At 72.2% G+C, this 26,116-nt stretch carries 19 protein-coding genes; 10 read left to right on the top strand and 9 right to left on the bottom strand.

Features of this window, described 5'->3' with window-relative positions; translation table 11 throughout:
- Window positions 1-397: 397 nt before the first annotated feature.
- Window positions 398-1,489, top strand: a complete 1,092-nt coding sequence (locus F5972_RS00595; RefSeq protein WP_150930020.1) for a glycoside hydrolase family 11 protein — start codon at window positions 398-400, stop codon at window positions 1,487-1,489.
- Window positions 1,490-1,623: 134 nt separating this feature from the next.
- Here the strand turns inward: F5972_RS00595 and F5972_RS00600 are convergent, their stop codons facing one another.
- Entirely contained in the window at window positions 1,624-2,331 is a 708-nt protein-coding gene (locus F5972_RS00600; protein WP_150930022.1) for a ThuA domain-containing protein, read from the bottom strand.
- A gap of 253 nt (window positions 2,332-2,584) precedes the next feature.
- Here F5972_RS00600 and F5972_RS00605 point away from each other — a divergent pair, with 253 nt between their 5' ends.
- Genes F5972_RS00605 through F5972_RS00625 form a run of 5 tightly spaced genes read left to right on the top strand, consistent with a single transcriptional unit; the run spans window position 2,585 to window position 12,603 of the window.
- On the top strand, window positions 2,585-6,130 hold the full coding sequence (locus tag F5972_RS00605) for a DUF4132 domain-containing protein (protein ID WP_150930023.1): 3,546 nt from the start codon (window positions 2,585-2,587) through the stop codon (window positions 6,128-6,130).
- On the top strand, window positions 6,127-7,203 hold the full coding sequence (locus F5972_RS00610; protein WP_150930025.1) for an ATP-binding protein: 1,077 nt from the start codon (window positions 6,127-6,129) through the stop codon (window positions 7,201-7,203). The genes F5972_RS00605 and F5972_RS00610 overlap by 4 nt, the downstream gene beginning before the upstream one ends.
- A gap of 2 nt (window positions 7,204-7,205) precedes the next feature.
- The gene (locus F5972_RS00615; RefSeq protein ID WP_150930027.1) at window positions 7,206-9,449 is read left to right on the top strand and encodes a DUF5682 family protein; all 2,244 of its coding nucleotides are present in this window, start codon (window positions 7,206-7,208) and stop codon (window positions 9,447-9,449) included.
- Between the two features lie 14 nt (window positions 9,450-9,463).
- Entirely contained in the window at window positions 9,464-10,585 is a 1,122-nt protein-coding gene (locus F5972_RS00620) for a VWA domain-containing protein (protein ID WP_150930029.1), read from the top strand.
- Window positions 10,582-12,603 carry an SWIM zinc finger family protein gene (locus F5972_RS00625; protein WP_150930031.1) on the top strand — a complete coding sequence of 674 codons (2,022 nt, stop codon included), beginning with the start codon at window positions 10,582-10,584 and terminating at the stop codon, window positions 12,601-12,603. The genes F5972_RS00620 and F5972_RS00625 overlap by 4 nt, the downstream gene beginning before the upstream one ends.
- On the opposite strand, the gene F5972_RS00630 is transcribed toward F5972_RS00625, so the two are convergent.
- Window positions 12,600-14,018 (bottom strand): MFS transporter, encoded by a 1,419-nt coding sequence (locus tag F5972_RS00630; RefSeq protein ID WP_150930033.1) that lies wholly within the window; start codon window positions 14,016-14,018, stop codon window positions 12,600-12,602. The two genes, F5972_RS00625 and F5972_RS00630, sit on opposite strands and share 4 nt — an antisense overlap.
- A gap of 143 nt (window positions 14,019-14,161) precedes the next feature.
- Here F5972_RS00630 and F5972_RS00635 point away from each other — a divergent pair, with 143 nt between their 5' ends.
- Window positions 14,162-14,749: a TetR/AcrR family transcriptional regulator gene (locus F5972_RS00635; RefSeq protein WP_150930034.1), complete on the top strand. Its 588-nt coding sequence runs from the start codon at window positions 14,162-14,164 to the stop codon at window positions 14,747-14,749.
- A 43-nt stretch (window positions 14,750-14,792) separates the two neighbouring features.
- Here the strand turns inward: F5972_RS00635 and F5972_RS00640 are convergent, their stop codons facing one another.
- The gene (locus F5972_RS00640) at window positions 14,793-15,779 is read right to left on the bottom strand and encodes an LLM class flavin-dependent oxidoreductase (RefSeq protein ID WP_225311063.1); all 987 of its coding nucleotides are present in this window, start codon (window positions 15,777-15,779) and stop codon (window positions 14,793-14,795) included.
- A gap of 143 nt (window positions 15,780-15,922) precedes the next feature.
- On the bottom strand, window positions 15,923-17,443 hold the full coding sequence (locus F5972_RS00645) for a choice-of-anchor A family protein (RefSeq protein WP_191909874.1): 1,521 nt from the start codon (window positions 17,441-17,443) through the stop codon (window positions 15,923-15,925).
- 251 nt (window positions 17,444-17,694) lie between these two features.
- Here F5972_RS00645 and F5972_RS00650 point away from each other — a divergent pair, with 251 nt between their 5' ends.
- Together F5972_RS00650 and F5972_RS00655 are read left to right on the top strand one after the other, a co-directional pair.
- Entirely contained in the window at window positions 17,695-18,408 is a 714-nt protein-coding gene (locus F5972_RS00650) for a TetR/AcrR family transcriptional regulator (protein ID WP_150930040.1), read from the top strand.
- A 68-nt stretch (window positions 18,409-18,476) separates the two neighbouring features.
- Window positions 18,477-18,893, top strand: a complete 417-nt coding sequence (locus F5972_RS00655; RefSeq protein ID WP_150930042.1) for a hypothetical protein — start codon at window positions 18,477-18,479, stop codon at window positions 18,891-18,893.
- Between the two features lie 9 nt (window positions 18,894-18,902).
- Here the strand turns inward: F5972_RS00655 and F5972_RS00660 are convergent, their stop codons facing one another.
- Window positions 18,903-20,330, bottom strand: a complete 1,428-nt coding sequence (locus tag F5972_RS00660) for an alpha/beta hydrolase family protein (protein ID WP_225311064.1) — start codon at window positions 20,328-20,330, stop codon at window positions 18,903-18,905.
- A 79-nt stretch (window positions 20,331-20,409) separates the two neighbouring features.
- Here F5972_RS00660 and F5972_RS00665 point away from each other — a divergent pair, with 79 nt between their 5' ends.
- Window positions 20,410-20,973, top strand: coding sequence for an ArsR/SmtB family transcription factor (locus F5972_RS00665; protein WP_191909875.1), 564 nt, complete (start codon window positions 20,410-20,412; stop codon window positions 20,971-20,973).
- Window positions 20,974-21,013: 40 nt separating this feature from the next.
- On the opposite strand, the gene F5972_RS00670 is transcribed toward F5972_RS00665, so the two are convergent.
- The 4 genes from F5972_RS00670 to F5972_RS00685 all read right to left on the bottom strand — a co-directional run bounded on the left by F5972_RS00670 (window position 21,014) and on the right by F5972_RS00685 (window position 26,116).
- Complete coding sequence (locus F5972_RS00670) at window positions 21,014-22,591, bottom strand: serine/threonine-protein kinase (RefSeq protein WP_150930044.1); 1,578 nt, start codon at window positions 22,589-22,591, stop codon at window positions 21,014-21,016.
- Window positions 22,592-22,709: 118 nt separating this feature from the next.
- Window positions 22,710-23,600, bottom strand: coding sequence for a class I SAM-dependent methyltransferase (locus F5972_RS00675; RefSeq protein WP_191909876.1), 891 nt, complete (start codon window positions 23,598-23,600; stop codon window positions 22,710-22,712).
- Window positions 23,601-23,619: 19 nt separating this feature from the next.
- Window positions 23,620-25,008: an aldehyde dehydrogenase family protein gene (locus F5972_RS00680; protein WP_225311065.1), complete on the bottom strand. Its 1,389-nt coding sequence runs from the start codon at window positions 25,006-25,008 to the stop codon at window positions 23,620-23,622.
- Window positions 25,009-25,276: 268 nt separating this feature from the next.
- Window positions 25,277-26,116, bottom strand: coding sequence for a phytanoyl-CoA dioxygenase family protein (locus tag F5972_RS00685; RefSeq protein WP_150931189.1), 840 nt, complete (start codon window positions 26,114-26,116; stop codon window positions 25,277-25,279).

Here is a 26,116-nt window from a genome sequence, read left to right on the forward strand (position 1 = left end):
AACAGGTGCCGTTTTGGGCGGCAACCGGCGTCATCCTCGAAATTTTCATCGCCCACTTCGCGCAGGGATCGCCCCCGAGGGGCGGTGGCCAGGGGTGATGTACGCGGCGAGATCACCGACCCCGGCCCCCCTCACACGCGTCGTTGACAGCGGTGTGGACGCCATCTGACACTTTCGCCGTTCAATCGATAGTTTCGTCGGCGAGGGGCCTCAACCGCTGTCGGAACCGGTAACCGACCGCGATGTGGTCCTCCGGTCGTCGCAGACACGACGACCGGTCACCCTCCGCCGCGTTGTGCGACGCCGACGCCCGGTGGCGGCCGTGACCCCACAGGCCACCGACGGCCCGACGCCGCCCGGCCGCCTTCGGCCTTTCTCACGAGGAGGAAGTACGTACATGAACGTGCACTTGAGAGGCCGCGGCCGTCTGCGGTCGTTGATCGGCCGTACGGCCGCGGTGGTGCTGGCCGCGGCGGTGGCGCTGCTGCCCGGTGTGGCCCACGCGGCCGTCACCACCAACCAGACCGGCACCCACGACGGGTACTTCTTCTCGTTCTGGACCGACAGCCAGGGCACGGTCTCCATGGACCTGGGCTCGGGCGGGAACTACAGCACCTCCTGGCGGAACACCAACAACTTCGTCGCCGGCAAGGGCTGGAAGCCCGGCGCGCGCAGAACGGTGACCTACTCCGGCAGCTTCAACCCGTCCGGCAACGCCTACCTGGCCCTGTACGGATGGACCCGCGGTCCGCTGGTGGAGTACTACATCGTCGACAGCTGGGGCTCCTGGCGTCCCACCGGCACCTTCAAGGGCACCGTCACCAGCGACGGCGGCACCTACGACGTCTACCAGACGACCCGGTACAACGCCCCGTCGATCGACGGCAACCAGACGTTCAACCAGTACTGGAGCGTCCGGCAGCAGAAGCGGGTCGGCGGCACGATCACCATCGGCAACCACTTCGACGCCTGGGCCCGCTACGGCATGCAGCTCGGCAGCCACGACTACCAGATCCTCGCCACCGAGGGCTACCAGAGCAGCGGCAACTCCAACATCACGATCAACGGCGGCACCACCACAAGCCCCTCCGCCTCACCGTCGTCCTCGCCCTCCACCCGTCCCTCGCCCTCGGTCACGCCCTCGACGTCGCCCTCCTCGCCGCAGGGCGGCGGGCCGTGCCGCGTGTCCTACGTGAAGAACGAGTGGAACAACGGCTTCACCGCCGACATCACCGTCACCAACACCGGTAGCAGCACCGTCAACGGGTGGACGCTGACCTGGTCCTTCTCCGGCGGCCAGCAGGTCACCAGCGCCTGGAACGCCACCGTCAGCCAGAGCGGCTCGTCGGTCACCGCCCGCAACGTGTCCTACAACGGCTCGCTGGCCCCCGGGGCCAGCACCACGTTCGGCTTCCAGGGCACGCACAACGGCAGCAACCCCACCCCCTCGGCCTTCAGCCTGAACGGCTCGGCCTGCACCATCGGCTGACCCACCCGCCCGTACGTCACGACGTACGGGCGACGTGAAGAACGACGTGAAGAACACGGGGAGCGGGCGGTCACGCCCGCTCCCCTCTCCATGCTCGTCTCTACGTGCCCGTCAGAGCCCGCGGCTCCCCGCGTTCACCGAGAGGCCCAGAGCATCCCCCGTTCGATGACGGTGCGCACGCTGTCGTTCCGCAGGACGTCGAGGTTGTGGCCCGGCGTAGCGACGAAGACCTTCCCGCTCCCCCACCGCCGGGTCCAGATCGCCGGCGAGGTGACCTCCCGGTGCCATGGGTCCCACGGCCGGACCTTCTGCGTCGTCGTCGCCAGCACGTCGACGTACTCGTCGGTCAGCACCCAGTACTGCTCGGTGACGAGGTCGAAGTCGGCGATGCCCTCCGTGATGGGGTGCGAGGCCGCCTCGGGCAGGATGTTCACGGTGTACGGCACGAAGTAGTTCTCCTCCGCGCCCTCGCGCCACTCGGCCGGGTCCTTCCCCGGATGGCAGGCGAACTGCCCTCCGATGAGGTGCAGATAGTCGGAGGTGCTGCGGAAGGAGTCGGCGATGCCGCCGTGCCATCCCGCCATCCCCGTGCCCGCCCGGATCGCGACGTCCAGCCCGCGCACCTCCTCCGGCTCGATGGTGCCCATCGTGTAGCACTGCACGATGAGATCGACGTCCGCCATGAACGCGCTGTCCGCGTACGGCGCCGGGGAGTCGGCCCGGACCACCTCGAAGCCGTTCTTCTCCAGGAACGGAATGAACAACTCGGTGGCCTCCACCGGGACGTGCCCTTCCCAGCCACCCCGCACCACGAGGGCCCTGCGGCCCTGGTCACCTGTCATGCGCTCGCCTGTCTCGCTCGGGATCAGCGTCAGTGATCTTCACATTCCACACCAGCGTGGCGGCTAACGCCATAAATCCTCCACACCAGCGCCGCAGCGGCGGATCGGCGGAGCGGGATTGTCGGTCGCGAGCGCGATACTCGCGCTGCGATCACGAGGAGGAGGCGTCCGAGATGGCGCGGTCGCTCCGCCGTGACGCTTGAAGTCCATTGGACGACGGGCTCTACACCAGACGCAGCGTGGAGGTATCGGCATGAGCGCGGGTCGGATGCTGACCTATGTCGGCGGCGGTTCGGCGAAGTTCTGGGAGGTGCGCCAGGACGGTACGGAGCTGAACATTCGCTATGGACGGCTGGGCGCGACCGGTCAGACGCAGGTCAAGTCGTTCGGCTCCGCCGCCGCCGCCACGGTGGCTGCGGACAAGCTGGTGGCGGAGAAGTTGCGCAAGGGCTACACGGAAGACGAAACGGCCGCCGCGCCGGTGACCTCTCCGCCCGTGGCCTCCTCTGCCGCGACTTCTCCGGAGGCGACCTCTCCGGCAGGGATCGGCGACGCCGAGGACGAGGACCGGCTGACGATGCCGGCCGCCTGGCTGCGCGCTCTTCATCCGCGGCGAGGTGGCGCGAAGGTCACCGTGAAGCGACCGGACGCGAGCGCGCCCAGTCAACTTGCCGCGATGGTGAACGAGCGTCGGCAGTTGATCCGCGATTCCCTGGCGAAGTGCTCCGACCCGGAGATCGCCGCCGCGGGCACGGCACACCTGGCCGGGGAGCCCTCGCCGCTCGGCGCCGCGGTGGTCGCCTCGCTGGTGACCGCCGCCCTGCCGTGGAACGAGCGGACGTCGTTGCCGCTGTTCGCCGAGACCTGGCTGGTCGCACGCGGCCCGGTGTTCGCGGCGACCGCCGTGACCGAACTGGCCTCGCTCAACGGGTACGCCCAGCCGACCCGGCGGCTCACCGATGATGAGTCCCCCAATCATTGGTACGGCTGGCCCTGGATGGAAATCGCCTCGCGGGTCCGTGCCGTCCTCTCGGCGGTGCCGGACGCCGAGTACGCCGAGGTCGTCGCGGCGCTGGAGGCGAGCCGGGAAGGCGGGCTCCACCATCGGGTGGCGGCCTCCTATCTGGCCCCCACCGAGGTGGACTGGGTCGCGGACGACTGCGCCGAAGTGAGCCGCGTCAACCCGAATCCCGCCCTCAGCCTGATCGCCGCGGTCAGCACGCCGGAGCAGGCGGCGCTCATCGCCGACCACCTGCCGGGCTACGGCGTGATGAACTTCCTCGCTCTGCCCACCACGATCATCGATGGCATGGGTGGCGCGGCCGTGCCGGTGCTGGCCGGATGGTACGACAAGCTCTACGACGTGGAGAGCCGGCGGCGGCTGCTGGGCGTGCTCGCCGAACTGCCGACAGACGCGGCCATGCGGGCGATCCTCGACCGGATCGACCACAAGCACGCCGAGCCGGCGTTCCTGCGCGCGGCGGCCCGCTTCCCACGCCGGGCGATGCGGATGCTGGCCACCTCCAATGGCAAGGTCGTGGACACGCTGCTGCGCGCCCACGTGCTGGCCCATCCCGGCCTGGTGGCCGAGGTGCTCGCGAGCGTCGACGACGCCGCCGCCGCACGGATCAACAAGATCACGGCTGCGCCGGCCGTCCCCGTCGCTCCGCCCGAGGCCCTGCCCGAGGTGCTGGTCAGCCCGCCCTGGACCCGCCCGCGCAAGGCCCGCAAGCCGGTCGTGGTGAGTGACCTGGTGTGCGCCGACGAGCCGGCCGTGGTGTGGCGGCCGGGCGAGCGGGACACCTGGAGTGCCGCCCTGCCGGAGCACCGTTCCTGGGACCGGCCCCGGCGCGAGTGGAAGAAGGTAGCCGCCCGGATCGCCGAGCAGATCGCCACCGGCCGGCAGACCCCCTCGTACGCGTTCGACGAGAGCGCCCTGTTCGCCGCCGGGCCGGAGGAGCTGGCCCGGCCGCTGATCGAGAAGTGGCGCCCGGGCGACCTGTGGGGGGTCTCCGACTGGATGCCGCAGGTGGCCGCCAGGTTCGGCCCGGCGGCGCTGCCCATGATGGTGGACAGCGCCCGGCGCGCCCCCGTCCAGATCGCTCCGCTGCTGCTTCCGTTCGCCGCCCCGGAGATCGCCGTGCTGATGGCCGAGTGGCTGGCCCGGTTGAGGTCGGTGCGCGCCACCGCGCTGGCGTGGCTGGCCCGCCACCCCGAGACGGCCGCGAGGGCGCTGATCCCGGCGGCTCTGGGCAGACCCGGAGTGGCCCGGCGGCAGGCGGAGCAGGCGCTGGCGGTGCTGGCCGCGGGCGACGGCCGCGAGGCGGTGACGGAGGCCGCCGCGGGGTACGGCCCCGCCGCCGAGGCCGCGGTCGCCGATCTGCTCGCGGCCGACCCGCTCGACGCGCTGCCCGCCAGGATGCCCGTGCTGCCCGAGTGGGCGGAGGTCGCGGTCTTCACGCCGGTCCAGTTGCGCGGCGGCGCGGGTGTGCTGCCGCCCGAGGCGGTCCGCCACGTGATGACGATGCTGGCGGTCTCCCGGCTCGGGGACCCGTACGCGGGTCTGACCCTGGTGAAGGAGGCCTGCGACAGCCGCAGCCTCGCTGACCTCGGCTGGGCGCTGTTCCAGCGCTGGCAGGGGGCCGGCTATCCGTCCAAGGAGAGCTGGGTGATGGACGCGCTGGCACTGATCGGCGACGACGAGACCATCCGGCGGCTGACGCCGCTGATCAGGACCTGGCCCGGTGACGGCGGGCACTCGCGGGCGGTCGCGGGCCTGGACCTGCTGGCCGCCATCGGCTCCGACGTCGCCCTGATGCACCTGCACGGCATCGCCGAGAAGGTCAAGTTCACCGGGCTCAAGAACCGGGCCAGGCAGAAGATGAACGAGGTCGCCGCGGATCTCGGCCTGACCCCGCAGGAGCTGGCCGACCGGCTGGTGCCCGACTTCGGGCTGGCCGCCGACGGCAGCCTGACCCTCGACTACGGCCGCAGGCGGTTCGTCGTCGGCTTCGACGAGCAGCTCAAGCCGTACGTGACCGACGCCGCGGGAAAGCGGCTGAAGAACCTGCCCAAGCCGGGGGCGAACGACGATCCGGAGCTCGCGCCCAACGCCTACCAGCGGTTCACCGGGCTGAAGAAGGACGTGCGCGCCGTGGCCGCGGACAGCATCCACCGGCTGGAGCAGGCCATGGTGAACCGGCGCCGCTGGACCGGTGCGGACTTCCGGCGGCTGCTCGTCGGCCACCCGCTGCTCTGGCACATCGTGCGGCGGCTGGTGTGGGGGCTCTACGACTCCTCGGGCCGGCTCACCGGCGCCCTGCGGGTGGCCGAGGACCGCAGTTTCGCCGACGTCGAGGACGACACGCTGACGTTGCCCGACGAGGCCGTCGTCGGGGTGGCACACCCGCTGGAGCTGGGCGAGGAACGGGCCGCGTGGGCCGAGGTGTTCGCCGACTACGAGATCCTGCAGCCGTTCCCGCAGCTGGGCCGGGAGACCTACGGCCCGGATGAGACGCTGCTGGGCGAGATCCTGGCCGCCAGAGTCCCCACGGGCAGGGTGCTCGGCCTGGAACGGCGGGGCTGGCGCCGGGGCTACCCGCAGGACGCCGGTTGGCAGGGCTGGATCGAGCGGGACGTGCCCGGCGGCGGGACCGTCACCGTCGGTCTCGATCCGGGCATCTCGATCGGCTACCCCGAGTTCGCCGACGAGCAGACCCTGACGGGCGTGGCCCTCGACGGCCTCGACCCGATCACCGTGTCCGAGATCCTGCGCGACCTCAGGGAGATCACCCGTTGAACGAGCACGCACAGCGGCCCCCGGCCGAGATCCGCTACGCCGCCGAGCTGGCCCGGCTCCGGGACAGCGACACCGACCCCCGCCCGCCCGGCTGGGCACTGAGCCTGCGGGCCGCCCGGCGCTTCGTCCTCGGGGACGAGAAGCTGGGCGTCAGCCGCAAGTTCGTGGGCGACCCCTCACTGATCGACCGATCGCTGGTGACGCTCGCGACCAACCGCGGGCTGATGCTGGTGGGCGAGCCGGGCACGGCGAAGTCGCTGCTGTCCGAGCTGCTCGCCGCGGCGGTGAGCGGAACCTCGACGCTCACCATCCAGGGCGGAGCGGCCACCACCGAAGACCAGATCAAGTATTCGTGGAACTACGCGCTGCTGGTGGCCGAGGGCCCGTCCACCCGGTCGCTGGTGGCCGCTCCGCTGCTGCGCGGCATGGCCGAGGGCAAGGTGGTGCGCTTCGAGGAGATCACCCGGTGCCCGCTGGAGGTGCAGGACTGCCTGCTGTCGCCTCTGTCGGACCGCGTGCTCGCCGTGCCGGAGCTGACCGGTCCGGAGGCGATGGTGTTCGCCCAGGAGGGGTTCACCGTCATCGCCACCGCCAACACCCGCGACCGCGGGGTCAACGAGATGAGCGCCGCGCTCAAGCGCCGGTTCAACTTCGAGACGGTCTTCCCCATCGCCGACTTCGACACCGAACTGCTGCTCGTGGAGGCGGAGGCCACCGCTCTCCTGAAGCGGTCAGGCGTCGGCGCCCCGCCACGGCGCGACGTGCTGGAGGTCCTGGTCACCGCGTTCCGGGAGCTGCGCGGCGGGCAGACCGCGCGCGGCGACGCCACCGACCGGCTGTCGGGGGTGATGAGCACCGCCGAGGCCGTCTCGGTCGCGCACGCCGTCGGGCTGCGCGGGTGGTTCCTGCGCGGAGAGCCCGGCACCGCCGCCGATTTGGTCTCCTGTCTGGCCGGCACGGCGGCCAAGGACAACCCGGAGGACCTGGCGAAACTCCGCAGATATCTGGAGCAGCGGCGGTCGGGCAAACAGTGGAAGGCCGTGTACGAGGCCCGTCACCTGCTGCCGGGCTGACGATGGCGGTCACGTTCCTCGGCGTGCGGCACCACAGCCCCGCCTGCGCCCGGCTGGTCGCCGACACCATCCGTTCCCTGCGGCCCGCGTACGTGCTGGTCGAGGGCCCGGCGGAGATGAACCACCGGATGGACGAGCTCCTGCTGGAGCACGAGTTGCCGATCGCGGTCTACACGAGCTACCGGGACTCCGAACGACGGCACGGTTCGTGGACCCCGCTGTGCGACTACTCCCCCGAGTGGACGGCGCTGGTCGCGGGCCGGGACGTCGGCGCGGAGCTCCGGTTCATCGACCTGCCCGCCTGGCATCCGGCGCTGGCCGGGGTCCGCAACCGTTACGCCGACGCGGAGGCCCGCTACACCGAGGTGACCGGACGGCTGTGCCGCACCTTCGATGTGGACAACGTGGACGCGTTGTGGGACCACCTGTTCGAGATCGAACCGGCCGGTGGGCTGGCCGAACGGCTGGCGACCTACTTCGACCTGGTCCGCGGCGACACACCGGCCGGTCCGGACGACACGGCCCGCGAGGCGTACATGGCGCGGTGGGTCCGGGCCGCCGTCGCCGACGCGGGCGACCGGCCGGTGGTCGTGGTCACGGGCGGCTTCCACCGCCCCGCGCTGGTCCGGCTGGCCGGGCAGGGCGACCGCGACTGGCCGGAGGTGCCGCGTCCGCCCGTGGACGCGGTCGTCGGCAGCTACCTGGTGCCGTACTCGTTCCGGCGGCTGGACGCCTTCGACGGCTACCAGTCGGGGATGCCGTCGCCGGGTTACTACCAGCGCCTGTGGGAGTCGGGTCCCGCCGAGGCCGCCCGCGGGCTCACCGAGGCGGTGACCGCCCGGCTGCGCGCCCGGCGTCAGCCGGTGTCCACCGCGGACCTCATCGCCGCCAGGGCCACCGCGGACGGGCTCGCGTCGCTGCGCGGCCACCCGCATCCGGCCCGGGTCGACGTGCTGGACGGCCTGGCGAGCGCGCTGGTCGGCGAGGCGATCGAGACCCCGCTGCCCTGGGCGGCGCGCGGCCCGCTGCGGGCGGGTAGTCATCCCGTGATCGTGGAGATGGTCGCGGCCCTCAGCGGCGACCGGGTGGGCCGCCTGCATCCCTCGACTCCGCTGCCGCCGCTGGTCCACGCGGTTCTCGCGGTGCTGGGTGATCCGGGGGAGGAACGGCTCGACCTCGGCTCGGACGCCGGCCGCGAGCGCAGCCGGTTGCTGCACCGGCTGCGGGTGCTGCGGATCCCCGGCGTGGTGCGCACCTCGGGGCCCCGCCCTGCGGGCGACGCCGAGTTGACCGAACGATGGACGCTCACCGAGGCCGACGACCGGCTGCCCGCGCTGATCGAGGCCGGCGGGTACGGCGTGGACCCGCAGGAGGCGGCGGCCGCCGCCCTCGCCGAGCGGATCCCGGGCGCGGGCCTGGACGAGCTGGCCGAGGTGCTGTTCGACACGGCGCTGTGCGGCATCGGCGACCTGACCGGGCAGGTGCTGGACGACCTGACAAGGGCCGTCGAAGCGGCGGCCGACCTGGGCGAGCTCGGCCGCGTCCTCGCCGTCGCCCTGGCGATGTGGCGCCACGACGACCTGTTCCGGACCAGCGGCGGCGCCACCGTGGGCACGGTGGTCCGGGCCGCCACCCGTCGGGCGCTGTGGCTGGCCGAAGGCGTGCGCGGCGGACCCGCACCGGCCGACCTCCGGCGCGTCGGCGCGATGACCGCCGTCCGCGACGCCCTCCGGCACGCCGGCGCGTCGCTCGGACTGGACACGCCCGCGGCGCTGGGCGTCGCGGACCGGCTCGCCGCCCGCCGGGACGCGCCGCCCGACCTGCGCGGTGCCGCACTGGGCCTGGGCTGGTCGCTACGGGGCACGGCAGCCGCGGACCCCGCCCGGGCGGTGCGCGGCGCGTTCGTCCCCGAGTCGGCCGGAGACTGGCTGACCGGGTTGTTCGCGCTCGCCCGGGAGGAGGTGCTGCACACCTCCGGGATGCTGGAGCTGCTCGACGACCTGGTCGGAGAGATGACCGACCACGACTTCCTGGTCGCCCTGCCCGCGCTGCGCCAGGCGTTCGGCTTCTTCCCGCCCCGCGAACGGCACCTCATCGCCACCCGCCTGGTCGAGCGGCGTACGGGCGGCGCGTCGGGGTGGGACCTGATGCGACTGGACGCGGCGCCGGAACTGGTGGCCGCCGGGAGGGCTCTGGACGAGCGGGTCGAGGCGGCGCTGCGCCGGGAGGGACTGATCACACCGTGACCTCGGAGGCTTCGATGACCGACCCCACTCTCGAACGGTGGCGTCTGCTGCTCGGCGAGCCGGGCGGCGCCTGCCTCGGCGGGCAGGGGCTCGACGCGGGGGCCGCCGCTCGCGACGCGGCCCTTGACTGGCTCTACGGCCGCGACGAGGACCTGCGCCGGCGTGGCGTGCGGCGGCAGAGCGGGACGGGCGAGTCGGTGCTGACCACCGTCGACTGGCTCGACGACATCACCCGGCTGTTCCCCAAGGAGACCGTCGAACGGCTGCAACGCGACGCGGTCGAGCGGTACGAGATCCACGACGTGGTGACCGACCCGGACGTGCTGGCGCGCATCGAGCCCAATCCCGCGCTGCTCAAGGCGGTGCTGCGGACCAAGCACCTGATGAACCCGCAGGTTCTGCGGCTGGCCAGGCGGATCGTGGAGCAGGTCGTCCGGCAGCTGACGGAGAAGCTCGCCACCGAGGTCCGCAGCGCGTTCTCCGGCACGAAGGTGCGACGGCGCGGGCGGCTGCGGCTGGCCCGCAACTTCGACATGGTCAGGACCCTGCGCGCCAACCTCGGCCGCTACCAGCCCGAGACCGGCAAGGTGGTGATCGAGACCCCGTACTTCTTCTCCCGCACCCGCCGCCACCTGGAGCAGTGGCAGGTGATCCTGCTCGTCGACCAGTCCGGGTCGATGGTCGACTCGGTGATCCACTCGGCGGTCACCGCGGCCTGCCTGTGGGGCCTGCCCGGCGTACGCACCCACCTGGTCGCCTTTGACACCGAAGTGGTGGACCTGACCTCCGACGTCGACGATCCGGTGGAGTTGCTGATGAAGGTCCAGCTCGGCGGCGGCACCGACATCGCCCGCGCGGCGGCGTACGGCGCGGGCCTGGTGGACCAGCCGCGCCGGGCGATCGTCGTGCTGATCTCCGACTTCTACGAGGGCGGCGATCCGCAGCGGCTGGTACGCGTCGTACGCGACCTGGTGACGCAGGGCAGCAAGGTGCTGGGCCTGGCCGCCCTCGACCAGCAGGCCAATCCCGACTACGACCGGGGGCTGGCACAGCGCCTCGCCGACGCCGGAGCCCACGTGGGCGCGATGACCCCCGGCGAGCTGGCGTCCTTCGTCGCGGAGCACGTAGGCCGATGAGGACGGATCTGCTCGGGCTCACCACCGACTCCCTCGCCGCGCTCACCAATCGCGGCCTGGTCAAACGGGCCGGCAAGGAGGCCGCGCCGGAGGTGCGGACCGACGGCGACGGCACCGTGCACGGCGTCTTCCCCGACGGCGTGACCACGGCCCTGCCTCCCGGCGGGCTCGACGCGGCCCGCTGCACCTGCGGTTCCGTCGGCGTCTGCCGGCACGTCATCGGGGTGATCCTCGCCTACCAGCGCCTGCCCGCCCCGGTTCCTGCGGAGGCCGACGCGGCGCCCGTCGATGCTGATGCGACACCCATCGATGCTGAGGGGGTGCCCGTCGATGCCGCCCCCGTGGCTGCCGAGACTGTCGCGGAGCCCGCACCGCCCTGGTCACCGGGCCAGGTGACCGACGACGAGCTCACCGCCAGGATCGGCGCCCGGCTGATGGCCGCCGCGCGCCGTACGGAGCGGACCGGGTTCACCGCGCGGGTGCGCCGCGCGACCTCCGGCGATCCGGTGCCGCAGGTCGAACTGGCCACCGCGACCGTGCGCTTCCTGGTCCCCGGCGACCTCGGGTTCGTCCACACCGACGCCGTCGCCGGCAGCCGCGACGACGTCATCGCCCTGGCGGTGTGGGCGTTCCGGGTCGCCGACGCGCGGCACCCCGGCGTCCAGGACGTGCGGGTCGACGTCGGCGGCGAGCCCGGGCCGGGCGCCGGATCCGGGCTGGAGCGGGCCCTGGGCCTGGCCGGCACGGTCCTGCGCGAGGGCGCGGCGCATCTCGGTCAGGGGCTCGACGCCACCATCGCCGACGTGTCGCGCCACCTGGACGCCGCCGGGCTGCGCTGGCCGCTGCTCGCCGTCACCGACCTCGCCGGGCAACTGGCCGCCTACCGCGACCGGAGCTCCCACTACCGTCCCGAACTGCTCGCGAGCCACCTCGCCGAACTCCACGCCCGGCACCGCGCGGTGACGCGGCCGGAGGCCACCCTGCGCAGCAGCGTGCTCGGCACCGCCGAGGCCGCCGAGACCCCGTTGCGCCGGGCCCGGCTGGACGGTCTCGGCTGCCGGATCCGCGCCGTCGGCGACCAGCGGATCGCCGAGGTCTACCTGGCCCACGGCGACAGCGCCATGGTGCTGGTCCTCCGCCGCCACTGGGACGGCGACGACGATGGGCCGGCGCTCGCCCGGCGGCGGATCGCCTCGTCCACACTGGAGGCCCTGGCCACCGGCAACGTGGTCACGGAGTCGGCCGTCCGCAGCGCCAGCCGCACGGTGCGGCTGGCCACCGGGCGGATCTCGAAGACCACGGTCGGCGCGTCGCGCGGCGCCTGGGACGAACTGCCGTCGTCCCTGGTGGTGACCGACCTCGCCGCGCTCGGCCGGGAGCTGGACGCTCTCCCGCTCCGGCCCGTCCGCCCCCGGGTGGAGGCGGAGCTGGTCCGGGTCGTCGCCGTCGACCGGGTGGTGTCCGTCGGCTACGCGCCCGGAGACCAGCGTCTCGACGCCGTCATCGCCGACCGGGCGGGTAACACCGCCACCGTCAGGGCCACCCACACCGCCGCCGCCCCCGGACGCCTCGACTCGCTGGCCGCCGTACTCCTCGGTGCGGAGGGCGAACCACGTTTCGTCAGCGGCGTGGTGGGGCGGACCGCGGGCGGCGTCGTCATCGAACCGCTCGGCCTGTCGGCCGGCGGCCGGGTCGTCGTCCCCGACCTCCAGCCGCCCGATCGAAGCGGCAGGCTCACCGTCGCCGAGGACGGCCGGCACGAACCCCTCACCGCGGCTCTGATCGACGCCCGGGGACTGCTCGCGGAAGCGGCCCATCACGGCCTGTCCCACCTGCCGGCGACGTACGACGACCGGCTCGCCGACGCGGCGCGGCGGTTGACCGTGCTCGGCCTGCACCGCGTCGCACAGGCCGTCACCGCCTTCGCTGCGGCGCGGACCCACACCGTCGACGAGACGGCCGAGCAGGCCTGGATCGACGCCTACCTCCGTCTGGAGGTGGCTCTGGACCTCAACTAAGTCGTTCTCCGCGCGCCGGGGCGGTACCAGAAGACGAGCGCGACGAGCAGCGAGATCGCCAGGGCGGCACTCGCCCACACGAAGACCGACGAGATCGTCTCGGCGAGGCCGCCGGAGCCCTGGGTGAGCGGGATCAGCATCGCGGCCAGGCCGAGCGATCCGCCGATCGTGAGCGCCGTCTGCAGTACCCCGGCGGTCACACCCGCGTACTCGGGCGGTGCGGTGGTGAGCACGATCATGTTGAACGGGATGATCGCGACGCCGACGCCGAGCCCCATGACGACGAGGGCCGGGAGCACTCCGGTGAGATAGGTGCTGTCACCGTCGAGGCGGGTCAGCCACGCAACCCCGGCCAGCACGACCACCAGCCCGGCCACCGCGCGGGTCTTGAGACCGATCTTGGCGATGCGCGAGGTGAGGATCTGGGTGCTGACGAGCAGTGCGAGGCCGAACGGCAGGATGGCCAGGCCGCTTCGCAGCGCGTCGAGGTGGAGCACTCCCTGGAGGTACTGCACCAGGTAGATCAGGAAGCTGGTGAGGACCGCCGCGAGCAGCACCAGGTTGAGGAAGGCCCCGGCCCGCTCGCGGCCGGCGAGGACCGCCAGGGGCAGCAGCGGCTCGGCGGCGCGCCGGTCCACCAGCAGCAGAATTACGGCCAGCACGACGGCCGCGCCGAGCGCGACGAGTGTCCAGCGGTCGCCCCAGCCCTTCTCCGCCGCGTGGACCAGGCCGTACACGGCGGTGGTGAGGGTCGCGGTGCTCAGCAGCGCGCTCGGCAGGCCGAGGGAGCGCGACCGGGTCGCCTCGTCGCGCAGGCCGAGGGCGCGGGCGGCGACCACGGTGAGGACCAGCCCGATCGGCACGTTGACCAGCAGGCTCCAGCGCCAGTCGCCGACCCAGGTGAGCAGACCGCCGAGAACCATGCCGGCGGAGGCGCCGAGCCCGGTCACGGTGGAGTAGAGCCCGAAGGCGCGTTGCTGCCGCTCCCCCTGGAAGACGATCGCCAGCAGTGCCAGTCCGGTGGGCCCGCAGATCGCCGCCCCGGCGCCCTGCAGGATCCGGCCGGCGATCAGCACCTCCAGGTCCGGCGCGAGCCCGGCGATCAGCGAGGCCACCACGACCAGCCCGATCCCGGCGAGGAACACCCGGCGGTGGCCCAGCACGTCACCGAGGCGTCCGGCGAACAGCAGGAGCCCGCCGAAGGCGAGGAAGAAGCCGTTGGGCACCCAGGATCCCCCGGCCACCGTCAGGTGGAGGTCGGACTGCAGGGTGGGCAGCGCGACGTTCACGATGGTGCCGTCGAGCTGGAGCATGAACTCGGCCCCGACGATCGCGGCGAGCGCGAGGGCCCAGCCGCGGCCGGGGGCGTCCCGGGGCTGGCCCGAGACGCTTTCGGGGGTCGTTCCGGTGGCCATGGAACCTCCACGGTCCGCTGATGGGGGGGGGGCAGGGGTGAGGCGTGCTCGGCTTGCCCGCCACACCTATACTGAGGTTGTCTCAGGTTAATCGGGAGCATTTAAGCTGAGGCGCCCTCAGGATGTCAAGCGGGAGGTAGCCGATGGACGGCAAGGCCTACATCGCCCAGCGCCCCAAGCGGGCGGACGGCCGGCGCAACTACGACGCGATCCTGGCCGCGGCCCGCAAGGCGTTCGAGAGCACCGGGGCCGACGCGTCCCTGGAGGACATCGCGAGCCAGGCCGGGGTGGCGATCGGCACGTTGTACCGCCACTTCCCCACGCGGGCCTCGCTGGTCGAGGCCGCGACCCGGGACGGCCTGGAGAACCTGGTCGCCCACGCCGAGCGGCTGTCCGGCGCCACGGACCCGCTCGAGGCGCTGACCGCGTGGATGCGCGAGGCCGTCGCGCACTTCAGCACCTTCCGCGGCCTGGTCGGCATCCTCGCGCAGAGCATGTACGACGAGGGGACGCCCTCCCACACCATGTGCAACGCGATGCACCGCAGCGGCGCCGACCTGCTGCGCGCCGCACAGGCGGTGGGCAGCGTACGGCCCGACCTCACCCCCGACGAACTGTTCGACCTCCTCAGCGGCGCCGCCTGGGTGCGGGAACAGGCGGCCGGCGACAGGGACGGCAGCCCGCGCTTCCTCCAACTGGTCCTGGAGGGCATCACCACCCCCCGCGCCTGACCTCCGCCCGCGCCGTCGCGGGGCCCCGGACCCTGGCGGAGGGCTACAGCGACGAGACGATCTTGGCGACGAGCTCGTAGGAGCGGATCCTGGCCTGGTGGTCGGGCACCTGGGTGAGCACGAACAGCTCGTCCGCGCGGGTGACGCGCAGCAGGTCGCCGAGCCGGGGGGCGATCCGCTCGGGACTGCCGACGAACTGGGGGCCGATCCTGTCCCGCAGGAACCGCTCCTCCTCCGGGGTGAACCGGTGCGCGGCCGTCTCCTCCTCCGTCGGCAGGAGGGTGGCGGGGTCGACCGTGCGCATGAGGATCTGGCCGTACACGAAGGACGTGGCGAGCCGGTGCGCGCGCTCGTCGCTGTCGGCCGCGACCGCGATCACGGCCACCCCGGCGTACGGCCCGGGGAGGGCCGCCGAGGGCCGGAACGTCCGGCGGTAGGCCTCCAGCGCCTCCGGCGCGCCGGCCCCGACGATCGCGTGCGCGTACACGTAGGGCAAGCCGAGACGGCCCGCGGCCGCGGCGCTGGACGCGCTCGACCCGACCAGCCAGATCTCGGGCGGCGTGGCCGGCTCGGGGATCGCGCGGACGCCACCGCTGCCGCCCGTGAAGTATTCGCCCAGCTCGCGCAGCGCGCTCGGGAAGTCGAGCCCGCGCGGGTCGCCCATGCGGGCGGCGGCCCGGCCGGAGCCGCCGGTGGCGCGGCCGAGCCCGAGGTCCACCCGGCCCGGGTGGAGCCCGGCCAGGACGCCGAACTGCTCGGCCACCACGTACGGCGAGTGGTTGGGTAGCAGCACAGCGCCCGAGCCGACGCGGATGGTGGAGGTCGCCGCGAGGATGGACCCGGCGAGCACGGCCGGGCTGGAGGTCGCGAGCGCCGGGGTGTCGTGGTGCTCGGCGACCCAGTGACGCCGGTAGCCCAGCGCCTCGACGGCCTGAGCCAGGTCGACGGAGCGGCGCAGCGCGTCGCCCGCGGTGTCGCCGCGCCAGACGGGTGCGGTGTCGTGCACGGAGACGGCGATTCCCTCGGCCAACGTCCTCTCCTCCAGGAGGGGCACATGCGGAGGATTCCTCATGTTATGCCCGCCGGACAGTCAACCTGAGGATGCCTCAGATTGTCAACGGCCCAGGAAGGGCTCCGGAACCGCGCTCGCCCGCAGGCTTCCGGCCGAGGCGATCAGGACGGACGGCGGCCGTGGCGCCTGCGGTTCTTGTGCGCCTCGTGGCCGTGGTGCTTCGCGACCACCCGTGGCCCGTGCCAGGCGGGGCGGCCCTGGTGCCCCCAGGCCGGCCAGCCGTCGGCGTCCTTGTGGAGAGGCACGAACACGGCCACCTTCGTGTCCTCCTTCTTGTGCGCGCCGTACTGGCTGTAGACGTGGCCCATGCCCTGCTGGGCCTGGTTCGTCCAGGTCTTCCGGACACTCTGCTGCGCGGGGGAAATCGTCCCCCGGCTCTTCGGCGGGACGCGTGGCGCGGTGACCGGCAGGACTCCGGCGGTCGCACGGGTGGCCGTCGCGGCGGGACGCGGAACGCGGGTGGTCGCGGGCGTGGCGGTGGACGTGCCGGTCGGCGTCGCCGTGGCGGTGGACGTGCCCGTGGGCGTCGCCGTGGAGGTGGAGGTGCCCGTGGGCGTGGGAGTCACCGGAGGGGTGGGCGTGGGCCCCCCCAGACAGTCCAGCGTGGTGCTGAACGGGAAGTTGTGAACCTCACCGCCGTTGTGGACGAACTCGTCGACGACGATGTTGCCTTCGATGTTCGAGGCGTTGTCGTCGATGAGCGTGGCCCCCGGTGCGTAGATGGTGCCCTCGACCGTGGCCCCGGAGCCCGCCGGCAGCGTGATCTCCTGGGCGCCCGGGAAGTTGATCAGGATGTACCGGGCGTCCGGACCGCCGATGCCCGCGAAGTTCGGCGGGGACCACGTGTAGACGCCGCCCAGGGCGCTCGTGTCCACGTTGATCAGCAGCGGCCCCGCGGCCGTCGGCGGGTTCCTGAAGGTCAGCGTCGCGATGTTGCTCAGGTTCTCGGCGGTGATGTTGAGGACGTTCGTCATGTCCGGCGCCGGGCTGATGTAGACCGTCGAGCCCGGTGGGATCTCGTTGCCCGGGAACGGGTCGCCGTTCGCGTCGGTCAGGACCACGTTGTTCTCGCACTCGGCCAGCGCCTCGGATCGGTCCCGGTACGTCGAGAAGAGCGAGTCGAAGTCGAGGATCTGCGTCGGACCGACCGAATCCACGGGCTGGGTGACGGTGAGCTCCACCCGCACCGGATCCTCGTAGTCGTCGGTGGCGTTCAGCCGGGTGTTAACGATCGCGCCGTTGTTGTCGCGATCCATCACGAACGTCCCGCTCAGATCGCCGACCTTGACGTATCCGCCGGACAGGACCCGGACGAAGCCGGTGCTCTCGGGGAAGTCGATCCGGCCACCCACCACCAGCGCGGTGGGCCGGGCGTCGTCGTCGTCGACGTACGTCCCCGGACCGCTGTTCGCGAGGCTGTAGGCGCCTCCCATGACGAGGTTCCCGCCGATCGCCATGGTGCCCTCGTTCTCGTTCGTGACGACCGTGGCGTCTCCCCGTACGACGACGGTGAAGCCGAGGTTCCCACTGACCGGGTTGATCGGGGCACGCAACGCCGTGGAAGGCGGGCGGAACCCGACGAGGAAGGCGGAGACACACAGGACGGCAGCGGAGCCGAGCACGGGGACGACACCGTTAGGTGCCCAGATTCTACGCACAGGGTGACGTTAGGCAGCTCAGCGCGCTGTGCCGCCTGACAACCCGCAAAGGGGACGCCCCACCCTCGTCAAAAGAGCGCTGCGGACGGGACCTTCAGTAGCCCTAGTGTCCCTGGGATGCTGAAATTATTGATAGACGCAAGAGTTAACATATGTAAACTGGAGATCTCCCGCAGACCGCTGCGGGAGAGAGGTGCGAGCAGTGGAGTGCCTGTATGACGGTTTCGCTCCGGCGTCAGCGCGTGCGCGACGCCACGTTGCGTGAGCTGATCTCCGTGAGCCGCGGCATCCTGACAAGCCAGGGAGCCGAGGCGCTGACGGTCCGGGCGGTCGCCCGCGAGATGGGCATGACTCCTCCCGGGGTCTATCGCTACTTCGACAGCCACCGCACCCTGACGGACGCGGTCGTCGTGGCCATTCTCGAAGAGCTGACCGCGCACATCGCCGGCACCGTCGATCAGATCGACACGGCCGACACGGCGGGCCGGCTCGTCGCCGCGAGCAGGGCGCTGCGGCACTGGGCCGTCGAACACGCCGCGGAGTTCCACCTCTCCTGGTTCGTGTCCTCCCCGGAGGAGGGCGCGTCGGTCAGCCGGGCACGGCGCCAGGTGGGCAGGCTCTTCGCGGACCTCTTCTCCGGCGTCTGGCGCGACCACGGGCCCTCGCCCCTGCCGCCCGGACAGCCCTCCCCGGCGACCGAGACGCCGGCCCGGCGGCTCCTCGAACAACTGGAGACGGAGCTCCCCTCCGCCGCGGCCGCGGTCGCGTTCACCCGGTGCTGGCTGCGGCTGTACGGCATGGTCAGCGTCGAGTCGCTCGGCCTGACCCGGGCCATCGGCGACGACGCGGGCGAGTTGTTCGAGGCGGACCTCGCCGATCTCGCGCGGACGCTCAACCTTCCCGCGACCGCACTGAGCACCGGCCCCTGACCGCTTCCACAGCCCCCGGGTCGTACGCGGCCCGATCCCCGACCTGCCACCTCTGCCACAGGAGAGCCATGACCCCCCTGCAGCTCAGCCAGGAGACCCAGGTGATCGCGGGCGCCGTCCTGCTGACCATCGTGACCATCGAGTTCGGCGGATGGTTCCTCTCAAAGATCGTCCGCGGCCAGGTGTCGTTCACCCCCTTCCAGCAGGCCTTCGCCCGCGCGGGGCACGCGCACGCCGGGGTGCTGGTGACCCTGGGGCTCGTGTGCCTGCTCTTCGTCGACGCCACCGGCCTGAGCGGTGTCCCGCTGTGGATCGCCCGCCTCGGCGTCCCGGCCGCCGCCGCGCTGATGTCCGCCGGTTTCTTCCTGTCCTCGCTGGGACGGGGCACCACCCGCCCGAACCGGCTGATCATCCTGCTCTGGATCGGCGCGCTGTGCCTGGCGGCCGGCGTGCTGACCCTCGGAGTCGGCCTGCTCACGAGCTGAGCGCCTCCCTTACGGGAGCAGCAAACCCCAGTAAAGGGCCCAGGGGAGGAACGCGACGCCGCCGGCGAGCAGGACACCGAGGCGGACCCGCTCGCTCCTCGTCCCGGCCCTCCGCCACGCGCCGGCCGTCCGTACGGCGGCAGCCACCGTGGTCAGCGCCAGGGCCTGCAGGGCCAGCCAGACGATCGGGCGGCCGAGCACCACGGGTCCCGGCGCGGCCAGCTTGCCTCCGGTCATGAGCAGGTAGAACAGGAAGGCGAACGACCCGAGCACCGCGACCAGCCCGGCCGCGCTGAGCACGCGGGGCGCGGCAGGCCGGGCCGTACGGGACCGCCCGCGCAGCCGGCGGGCGAGGGCGGTCAACGGGTAGGCGGCGAACGCGACGATCAGCAGCAGCATCACGACCGCCTGCACCGGCGCCGACTCCCACGGCGCGGGACGGTCCACCGGCACGGTCGGGTCCGCCTGCTCGGGCGCGGGGCCCGACGTGCTCGCCAGGGGCGGCCGTCCCGAAACGACCTCGCGGACCCAGGAGCCGACCAGGCCGGCGTACCCGGGCGCGAGGGCGGGGAGCCGGGTGACACCGCCGTCGGGCGTGAGGTGGGCGGCGTGGTCCGCTCCCGGGAAGAAGCGGAACGTGTAGTGCCGGTTGCCGCCCTTCTCCAGCGCCCGCGCGAAGATCGGCGGGGTCTCCTTCGGCGGCGTGAGCAGGTCGTGGACGCCCCAGACGGCGAGCACCGGCTGCCGCACCGCGGCGAGGGTGGGCTCGGGGTCGTACCAGGGCTCGGGGAACATGCCTCCGTCGGCGATCGCCCGGTACAGCTTCGGCTCGGCCCGGTCCACCAGCGATCCCGCCACCTTCGCCTTGCGCAGGCCCGCGGCGGTGGCCCAGGTCTGCTGCCGCAGCGGCGCGAGCGCGTTGGCGCCGACGACCACGACGAACGCGACGTCCCGGGAGCGGGAGGCCGCTAGGGGCGCGACCCAGCCGCCCTCGCTGAGCCCCCAGACGCCCACCTTCGCCGGGTCCACACCGGCCTGCGACCGGAGCGCGGCCACCGCGCCCAGCGCGTCGTCGGCGAGGACCGAGTAGGACCGGTGGAAGAGGGAGTATCCCTCCGATCTCTTGTCGTAGACCAGCACGGACATGCCTCCGCGGGCGAACGCCACGGCCTCGCCCATGAGCTTCGCGCGCGGCGTGCCGGTGCCGGCCCCGTGGACGAGCACCATGCCGGGCCGCCCCGGTGACGCCTTCACCGGCGACAGGACGGTGCCGTGCAGGGTGAGGCCGCCGCCGCCCGTGAAGCTCACCTCCCTTCCGGAGAGGTCGGCGGGAACGGCGACCTCCGCTCCGGCGGCGGGGGGAGGCGGGGCGGCGGCCGCCGCGGGGGCGGCCATCAGGGTGAGAACGAGGCCAAGAGCCAGGGTGATTCGCTGCATGATGCCGAAACTAGTCTGCAGAGAGGTCTCGGCAGATAGTTCTCTGCAGATATCGTTCTGGAGGACTAGGGTGATCCTCATGAAGGACGAGGAGCCGTTCCTGCTCGACGACCCGGCCCGTCTCAGGGCTCTGGCCCACCCCATGCGGCGCCTCATCCTGCGCCAGCTGAACATCCACGGGCCCGCGACCTCCACGACGATCGGCGAGCTGCTCGGCGCGAAGACCGGCACGACCAGCTACCACCTGCGCCAGTTGGAGAAGTACGGCTTCATCGAGGAGATCCCCGAGAGATCGGCAGGCCGGGAGCGTTGGTGGCGCAGGGCCGAGACCCCGCGCGACCTGCGCGCGCCGGCCCCCGGACAGCTCGCGCCCGAGGACCGCCCGGTGCTGGAGGAGTTCCACCGCGTCGGCTTCGAGGAGGACCGGGCACTCCTGGAGCGCTTCCCCGAGGCCTACCGGCGCGATCCCGACTGGGCCAAGGGCTCGCGCGGTCTCGGCCGGATGACCAAGGAGGAGTTCGCCGAGTTCTTCGACGCGTACATCGCCCTGCTGCTCCGGTACAGCCACCGGGCACAGGACGCGCCACCGGGGGCGCGGCCGATGTTCATCCGGATGTTCGCCCTCCCCGCCGACGAGCCCTGAGCGGCGGCGCCGGCAGGCCGGGGATGTCCGTGCGGGGTGGTCAGTCCCTGATCAGGAGGCCCTGGTAGGTGACGCCGTCATCGCCGCCGTCCCGCCGGTAGGCGAGCCCTTCACCCGTCCGGGTCAGGGTGACCCTGCCCGCGGCGCACCTGTCCAGCCGGAAGACGAGTGCCGTGGCGGAGCCGCGCGTCAGCGTCAGACTCCCCCGACACGAGCTGTCGGTATCCTGCCACCTTCCGGTGCGCCCGCCCGGTTCCAGCACGATCTGGACGTCGGCCTCGCTGGTTCCCACGAGCTCGTCGGGCACGACATGGCCTCCCCAGGTGCCGGCGAACGCGGCCGGAACCGTCCCGCCCGGCGTGGTCGACGGCACTGCGGTGGCCTTCGGGGTCGCCGTGGGGTCCTCCGCGGCGTAGTCCGTCGTCGCGGTGTCGTCCGTCGTCGCGGTGTCGTCCTCGGTCGCGCCGTCGTCCGTGACGGTGTCCCCCGGTGTGGCGTCCGCGGGCCGCGCCGGTGAGCCGGCGGTCCGCGAGACGGTCGTCGTCGCGCCGGCGTGCGGCGAGGTGCCGGGCGAGCCGCCGGACAGCAGGCGCGGCCCCAGCAGCGCGGCGCTGACCGACAGCGCGGCCACGGCGGCCACCGCCCCGGCGACGATCCCGGTACGGGAGGCCTGCCGGCGGTCACCCGCCGCGGTGTCCGGACCCGGCGGGATCGTTCCGGCCGGACCGGCGCCCGGGAAGGCCGGGAGGATCGCGGTCGTCCCGCCCTGCCGTACGCCCTCCGGCCTGGTGGCCGCCGCGGCCGCGCCCGCTTGTAGCGGGTCGGGGGTGGCCCCGACGAGCTCCAGCAGCAGGTCGCGGGAGGCCGGCCGGCGCGCGGGATCCTTGGCGAGGCAGCGTTCGACCACCCCGCGCAGCGGCCGGGGCAGCGCCGAGGCGTCGGGCTCGGCGGTCAGGATCCGGTGCATGACGGCGGGGACGGTGGCGGCGCCGAAGGCCGGGCGGCCCGTGGCGGCGAAGACGATCGTGGCTCCCCAGGCGAACACGTCGGAGGCCGGCGTGGCCGGATCCCCGGCGATCTGCTCGGGCGCCAGATAGGCCGGGGTGCCGACCGGGCCCGCCGTGATCGTGTCGCTCGCGCCCTGCCTGGCGATGCCGAAGTCCACCACCCGGGGGCCGTCCGGCCCCAGCAGCACGTTGGCCGGCTTGAAGTCCCGGTGCACGATCCCGGCCGCGTGCACCGCCGCGAGCGCCGTGGCCGTGCCGACCGCGAGGCGTTCCAGCTCCCCGCCCCTCAGCGGGCCGCCGGAGTCAACCCGCTGCTGCAGGGACGGCCCGTCGATGAACTCGCTCACCACGTACGGCATCCGCCCGTCGACCACCGCGGTCAGCACCCGGGCGGTGCAGAAGGGCGCGACTCCGCGCATCGCGTCGAGCTCGCGGACCAGGCGCTCCTTCACCGGCGCGTCGAGCCCCGACTTGAGCACCTTCACCGCGACCGGCTCGTCTCGGGGCGACCGGCCGAGGAACACCACCCCCTGCCCGCCCTCGCCGAGCCGTCCGCTCAGTGTGAACTCGCCCAGTACGCGCGGGTCGCCGGGCTCCAGGGGGGTGACCATGGCACCGGACCCTAGCGACGGCGGCGTGATGCGGTACACCCACAGCAGCCGGACGCCGGCACCGGCGCCTCGCCGGCGATCTCCTCGGCCTCGCCGCGGGACTGGACGTCGGCGGCGCCTACTCGGGCCTATAGGCCCAGATCAGGCCACCGAGATCGTCGCTGCCCGCCGTCATGGCACTTGTGCGGATGTCGGTGTATCCCTGGCTCGACAGGGCCTCGCGCCACTCCGAGCGGGTGCGGAAACCACCGCGGTCCCACCAACCGTCAAAGGCGTTGAACAGCAGGTCGAGAGCCCAAGGGGTGCCATCTGACCGCGTCGGCGAGTTGCCCTCGGCCAGGAGCAGAATCCCGCCAGGCAGCAGAAGGCGGCGCAACCGGCCAAGGGTGCGGGCGATGTCCGCGGCACAGTGCAACGCGTTGATGCCAACGATGGCGTCGAACCGCCCCAGATCGTCTGGAGGCTCCAGGTCGAAATCGAAGACGCGCCCGGTCCCCGGCCACCGGCTGTGCCGTACGAGCGACAGCTCGCGATCGGTCCAGACGAGCCGTTCGCGGTAGAGCGGCGCGAGCCGGGCTGTGGCGTTACCCACCCCCGATCCGATCTCCAGGACGGATTCGGTGCCCGTGTAGAGCCGAGGTAAGGCGGCGACGAGCGCGTCGGCGTACTCCATCATGGGCCACTCGGTCATGAGGCGTCCCCAAAGGCCCGGTCGCGAGCGCATCACGTCGGCTCCGTCCAATCGGCCGACCGCGAGACTCGGCCACTCCTCGACCAGGACGTCCAGCGCATCGTACGCAGCCGTCCGAGGCACTTCGTGATCTGGCGGCGTCCGGTGCGGCGCATCCAGCAGGGCAAGGGCGGCCGCCCGCAACCGCACCGCCCGTCCGGTGACCGGTCGGTGCGGGCTGGCCGCGATTCGCTCAGCGGCGGTGCGCGCATAGGCGAACAGCCCGGCGTAACGGCCGGCGCGCCCGGCGGGTTCCGTTGTCACCGGCTCCCTGGCCATGTCCCGATCCACCGGTGTGTTAGGCATCGACACGTATCGTGACGGTCTTCGGCCGTTGGTACTCATGGAGTGCGATGGTGCTGAGGTCGGTGCCGCTGCCGGACTCGCCGCGGCCGCCGTGCGGCAGCTCGGCGGTCTGCACCAAGTGGCAGTTGACCCACACCTCACCGGCGTTGAGCCGGGGCGCGATCGCCAGGGCGGCATGCAGATCGCGAGTCCACACGCTGGCCGCCAGAGCCTGGCGTTGGCTGTTCGCCATCCGGACCGCCGACTCCACGTCCGCGGCGTGCTGCACGGTCAGCACCGGCCCGAAAACCTCCTCGGTAACCGTGCAGTCGCCGTCGGGAACGTCGGCGAGGAGCATGGTGGAACGCCAGTGCCCGTTGCTCTCCCCAGGCCCAGGGGCCACCGTCCCGCCCTCCCTCACCGCGGCGTTCGAGTCGTTCAGCAGCTGGTTACATCTCGCCAGCTGGTGGGGGTTGTTCAACGGACCGAAGTCGCGTGCCGCCACCCGATCACGCATGCCGGCGGAGAGGGCCGCCACCGCGGTGTCGTAGTTGCGGTCGAGCGTGATGATCCGTGCCGGCGCCGCACAGCTTTGACCCGCGTTGTAGGTCGCCGCCGCCGCCAGGTCGGCGTAGGTGCCGCTGTCGGCGTCGGGCAGGATGATCGCTGGAGCGTTGCCGCCCAGCTCAAGGCTCACCCGCCTGACACCGGCGCGGTGCGCGACATCCAGTCCGCCGACGGCGCTTCCGGTGAAAGCGATCACGTCGACGTCCGACGAGACCAGCAGCCGGCCCGTGTCCCGGTCACCGGTGAGGCAGCCGAGCACGCCCTCTCCCAGGGCCGCGTCGGCGTGCTCCGCGAGGAGCATCGCTGTGTCGGGGGTCGTCTCGGCCGGTTTCACCACGACGCAATTGCCTGCCGCGAGCGCTGGGGCGCAACGCCAGGCGGTCATGAGAAGCGGATAGTTCCAGGGCACCACCACGGCGACCACACCCAGGGGCTCCCAGCGCACCCAGCTCTCGTGGCCCGCGACGAGGCCACCGGCCGCGACCGAGGGCTGTGTCCGTGCCGACCAGGCGTAGAACCGAAACAGATCGACGGCCTGGCGCACCTCGCCGACTGCCTCGCCGATCGGTTTTCCGGTACCGGCGACCTCCCGCAGAGCGTAGTTCTCTATTTGCTCCTCTATCAGGTCCGCCAGTCTGCTGAGTCGTTCTTCGCGAGCCTTCGGCGTCAGCCAACGCCACCACTCGTAAGCCGTTCTGCCTCGCGCGACCGCCCGCTTCGTATCCTCGGCACAACTGTTCCGCATCGTCCCGCGAACCTGTCGCGTACGAGGATCGACGAGGTCGAGTTCGTCGTCCCGGTTCGGCTTCGACGCCATCCCGACCGTACTCTTCATGACGACCTTTCGCTGACCGACATATCCTCGAAGAATCCGTGTGAGTCGTAGTCCACCGATGCTGTTCGGCAACTACATCTTGTCCGGCGACTCGATGGCCTATGTGGCGCGCTACTCGCGGGAAATCGACTGCGTCTTTCACGTTGGATCGCCGTCACACGGCCGTGCGTCATTAGATGAATAATGCCGCCCATGCAGTCAAGCCGACGATACTATGAGTCATGAACGCGAGTCAATGCGTTGTAGCAGCGGTGCCGGAATCGGGTGGTCAACGGGCCGCCGTCCTGATCGAACCGCTCGCCTCCCCGGGGCCGGGTATCTCACCCGTGTAGTAGCTCCCTCGAACGTGGCGACGTCGTGCGTTGTCATCTGTCGCTCGGGCGGCCGCGTGCCAGACGTAGCCGTCGTGGAGGATCACGTCGCCCTCCGCGGCGTAGACGCCGACCTCACCCCGAAGCTTGTCGAAACCGTGCGGCATAGGAAAGGGCGGGCGTGCTTTCGTATAGCCGCCGACAAGGTCGGGAAGGTCGGAGACGCGCCCGTCGCCGTCGTCCCTCGATCGAGCCGGTGTCGCCCAGAGATGGCTACCGGGCAAGACCCGGAGGAACCCGTTGTACGGGCTGGTGGCGTCGAGGTGGAGGGTGAACGCCACCTTGGGAAAGATCGGCAGTGTGGGCGCGGCCTGCCAGTCCGAGTGCCAGCCGATCCGGGAGTACTGGGAGTCGGCGCCGGGCCGGGCGTCCTGGTACTTGACCTGGCGCCCGCCCAGATATCCCGGCCAGCAGTCATCTCCCAGAAGACTTCGCATGATCGCCTGCAGGGTCGCGTCTTCCGCCACCGATCGGACGGCCTCGGACAGCTCGGATATGTGGTCCACGTAGTTCGCGACGGTGCCGGGTCGACGCCCCAGGCCTCTCGGAATGTGGCGGTCCGGCAGCTCACCGGCCGTAGCCCTGCGCTGCAGTTCGAGACAGTCCTGCCTGATGCGGCCAAGCTCGTCTTCGCGCACCAGGCCCCGCACGACCACGTACCCGTGCATCCGATAGAACCAGACGATGTCTTCGTGGTGGGACGCGGGGAAAACTCCGTCGTCGTCGAGGAAACCCAC

Source organism: Microbispora cellulosiformans (assembly GCF_008728085.1).
Lineage (GTDB): Bacteria > Actinomycetota > Actinomycetes > Streptosporangiales > Streptosporangiaceae > Microbispora > Microbispora amethystogenes.

Excerpts from the sequence above, each read along its gene's own strand:
- F5972_RS00595 (WP_150930020.1), top strand. The coding sequence starts at position 398 with ATGAACGTGCACTTGAGAGGCCGCGGCCGTCTGCGGTCGTTGATCGGC.
- F5972_RS00600 (WP_150930022.1), bottom strand. The coding sequence starts at position 2,331 with ATGACAGGTGACCAGGGCCGCAGGGCCCTCGTGGTGCGGGGTGGCTGG.
- F5972_RS00605 (WP_150930023.1), top strand. The coding sequence starts at position 2,585 with ATGAGCGCGGGTCGGATGCTGACCTATGTCGGCGGCGGTTCGGCGAAG.
- F5972_RS00615 (WP_150930027.1), top strand. The coding sequence starts at position 7,206 with ATGGCGGTCACGTTCCTCGGCGTGCGGCACCACAGCCCCGCCTGCGCC.
- F5972_RS00620 (WP_150930029.1), top strand. The coding sequence starts at position 9,464 with ATGACCGACCCCACTCTCGAACGGTGGCGTCTGCTGCTCGGCGAGCCG.
- F5972_RS00625 (WP_150930031.1), top strand. The coding sequence starts at position 10,582 with ATGAGGACGGATCTGCTCGGGCTCACCACCGACTCCCTCGCCGCGCTC.
- F5972_RS00630 (WP_150930033.1), bottom strand. The coding sequence starts at position 14,018 with ATGGCCACCGGAACGACCCCCGAAAGCGTCTCGGGCCAGCCCCGGGAC.
- F5972_RS00635 (WP_150930034.1), top strand. The coding sequence starts at position 14,162 with ATGGACGGCAAGGCCTACATCGCCCAGCGCCCCAAGCGGGCGGACGGC.
- F5972_RS00650 (WP_150930040.1), top strand. The coding sequence starts at position 17,695 with ATGACGGTTTCGCTCCGGCGTCAGCGCGTGCGCGACGCCACGTTGCGT.
- F5972_RS00655 (WP_150930042.1), top strand. The coding sequence starts at position 18,477 with ATGACCCCCCTGCAGCTCAGCCAGGAGACCCAGGTGATCGCGGGCGCC.
- F5972_RS00660 (WP_225311064.1), bottom strand. The coding sequence starts at position 20,330 with ATGCAGCGAATCACCCTGGCTCTTGGCCTCGTTCTCACCCTGATGGCC.
- F5972_RS00665 (WP_191909875.1), top strand. The coding sequence starts at position 20,410 with ATGAAGGACGAGGAGCCGTTCCTGCTCGACGACCCGGCCCGTCTCAGG.
- F5972_RS00670 (WP_150930044.1), bottom strand. The coding sequence starts at position 22,591 with ATGGTCACCCCCCTGGAGCCCGGCGACCCGCGCGTACTGGGCGAGTTC.
- F5972_RS00675 (WP_191909876.1), bottom strand. The coding sequence starts at position 23,600 with ATGGCCAGGGAGCCGGTGACAACGGAACCCGCCGGGCGCGCCGGCCGT.
- F5972_RS00680 (WP_225311065.1), bottom strand. The coding sequence starts at position 25,008 with ATGAAGAGTACGGTCGGGATGGCGTCGAAGCCGAACCGGGACGACGAA.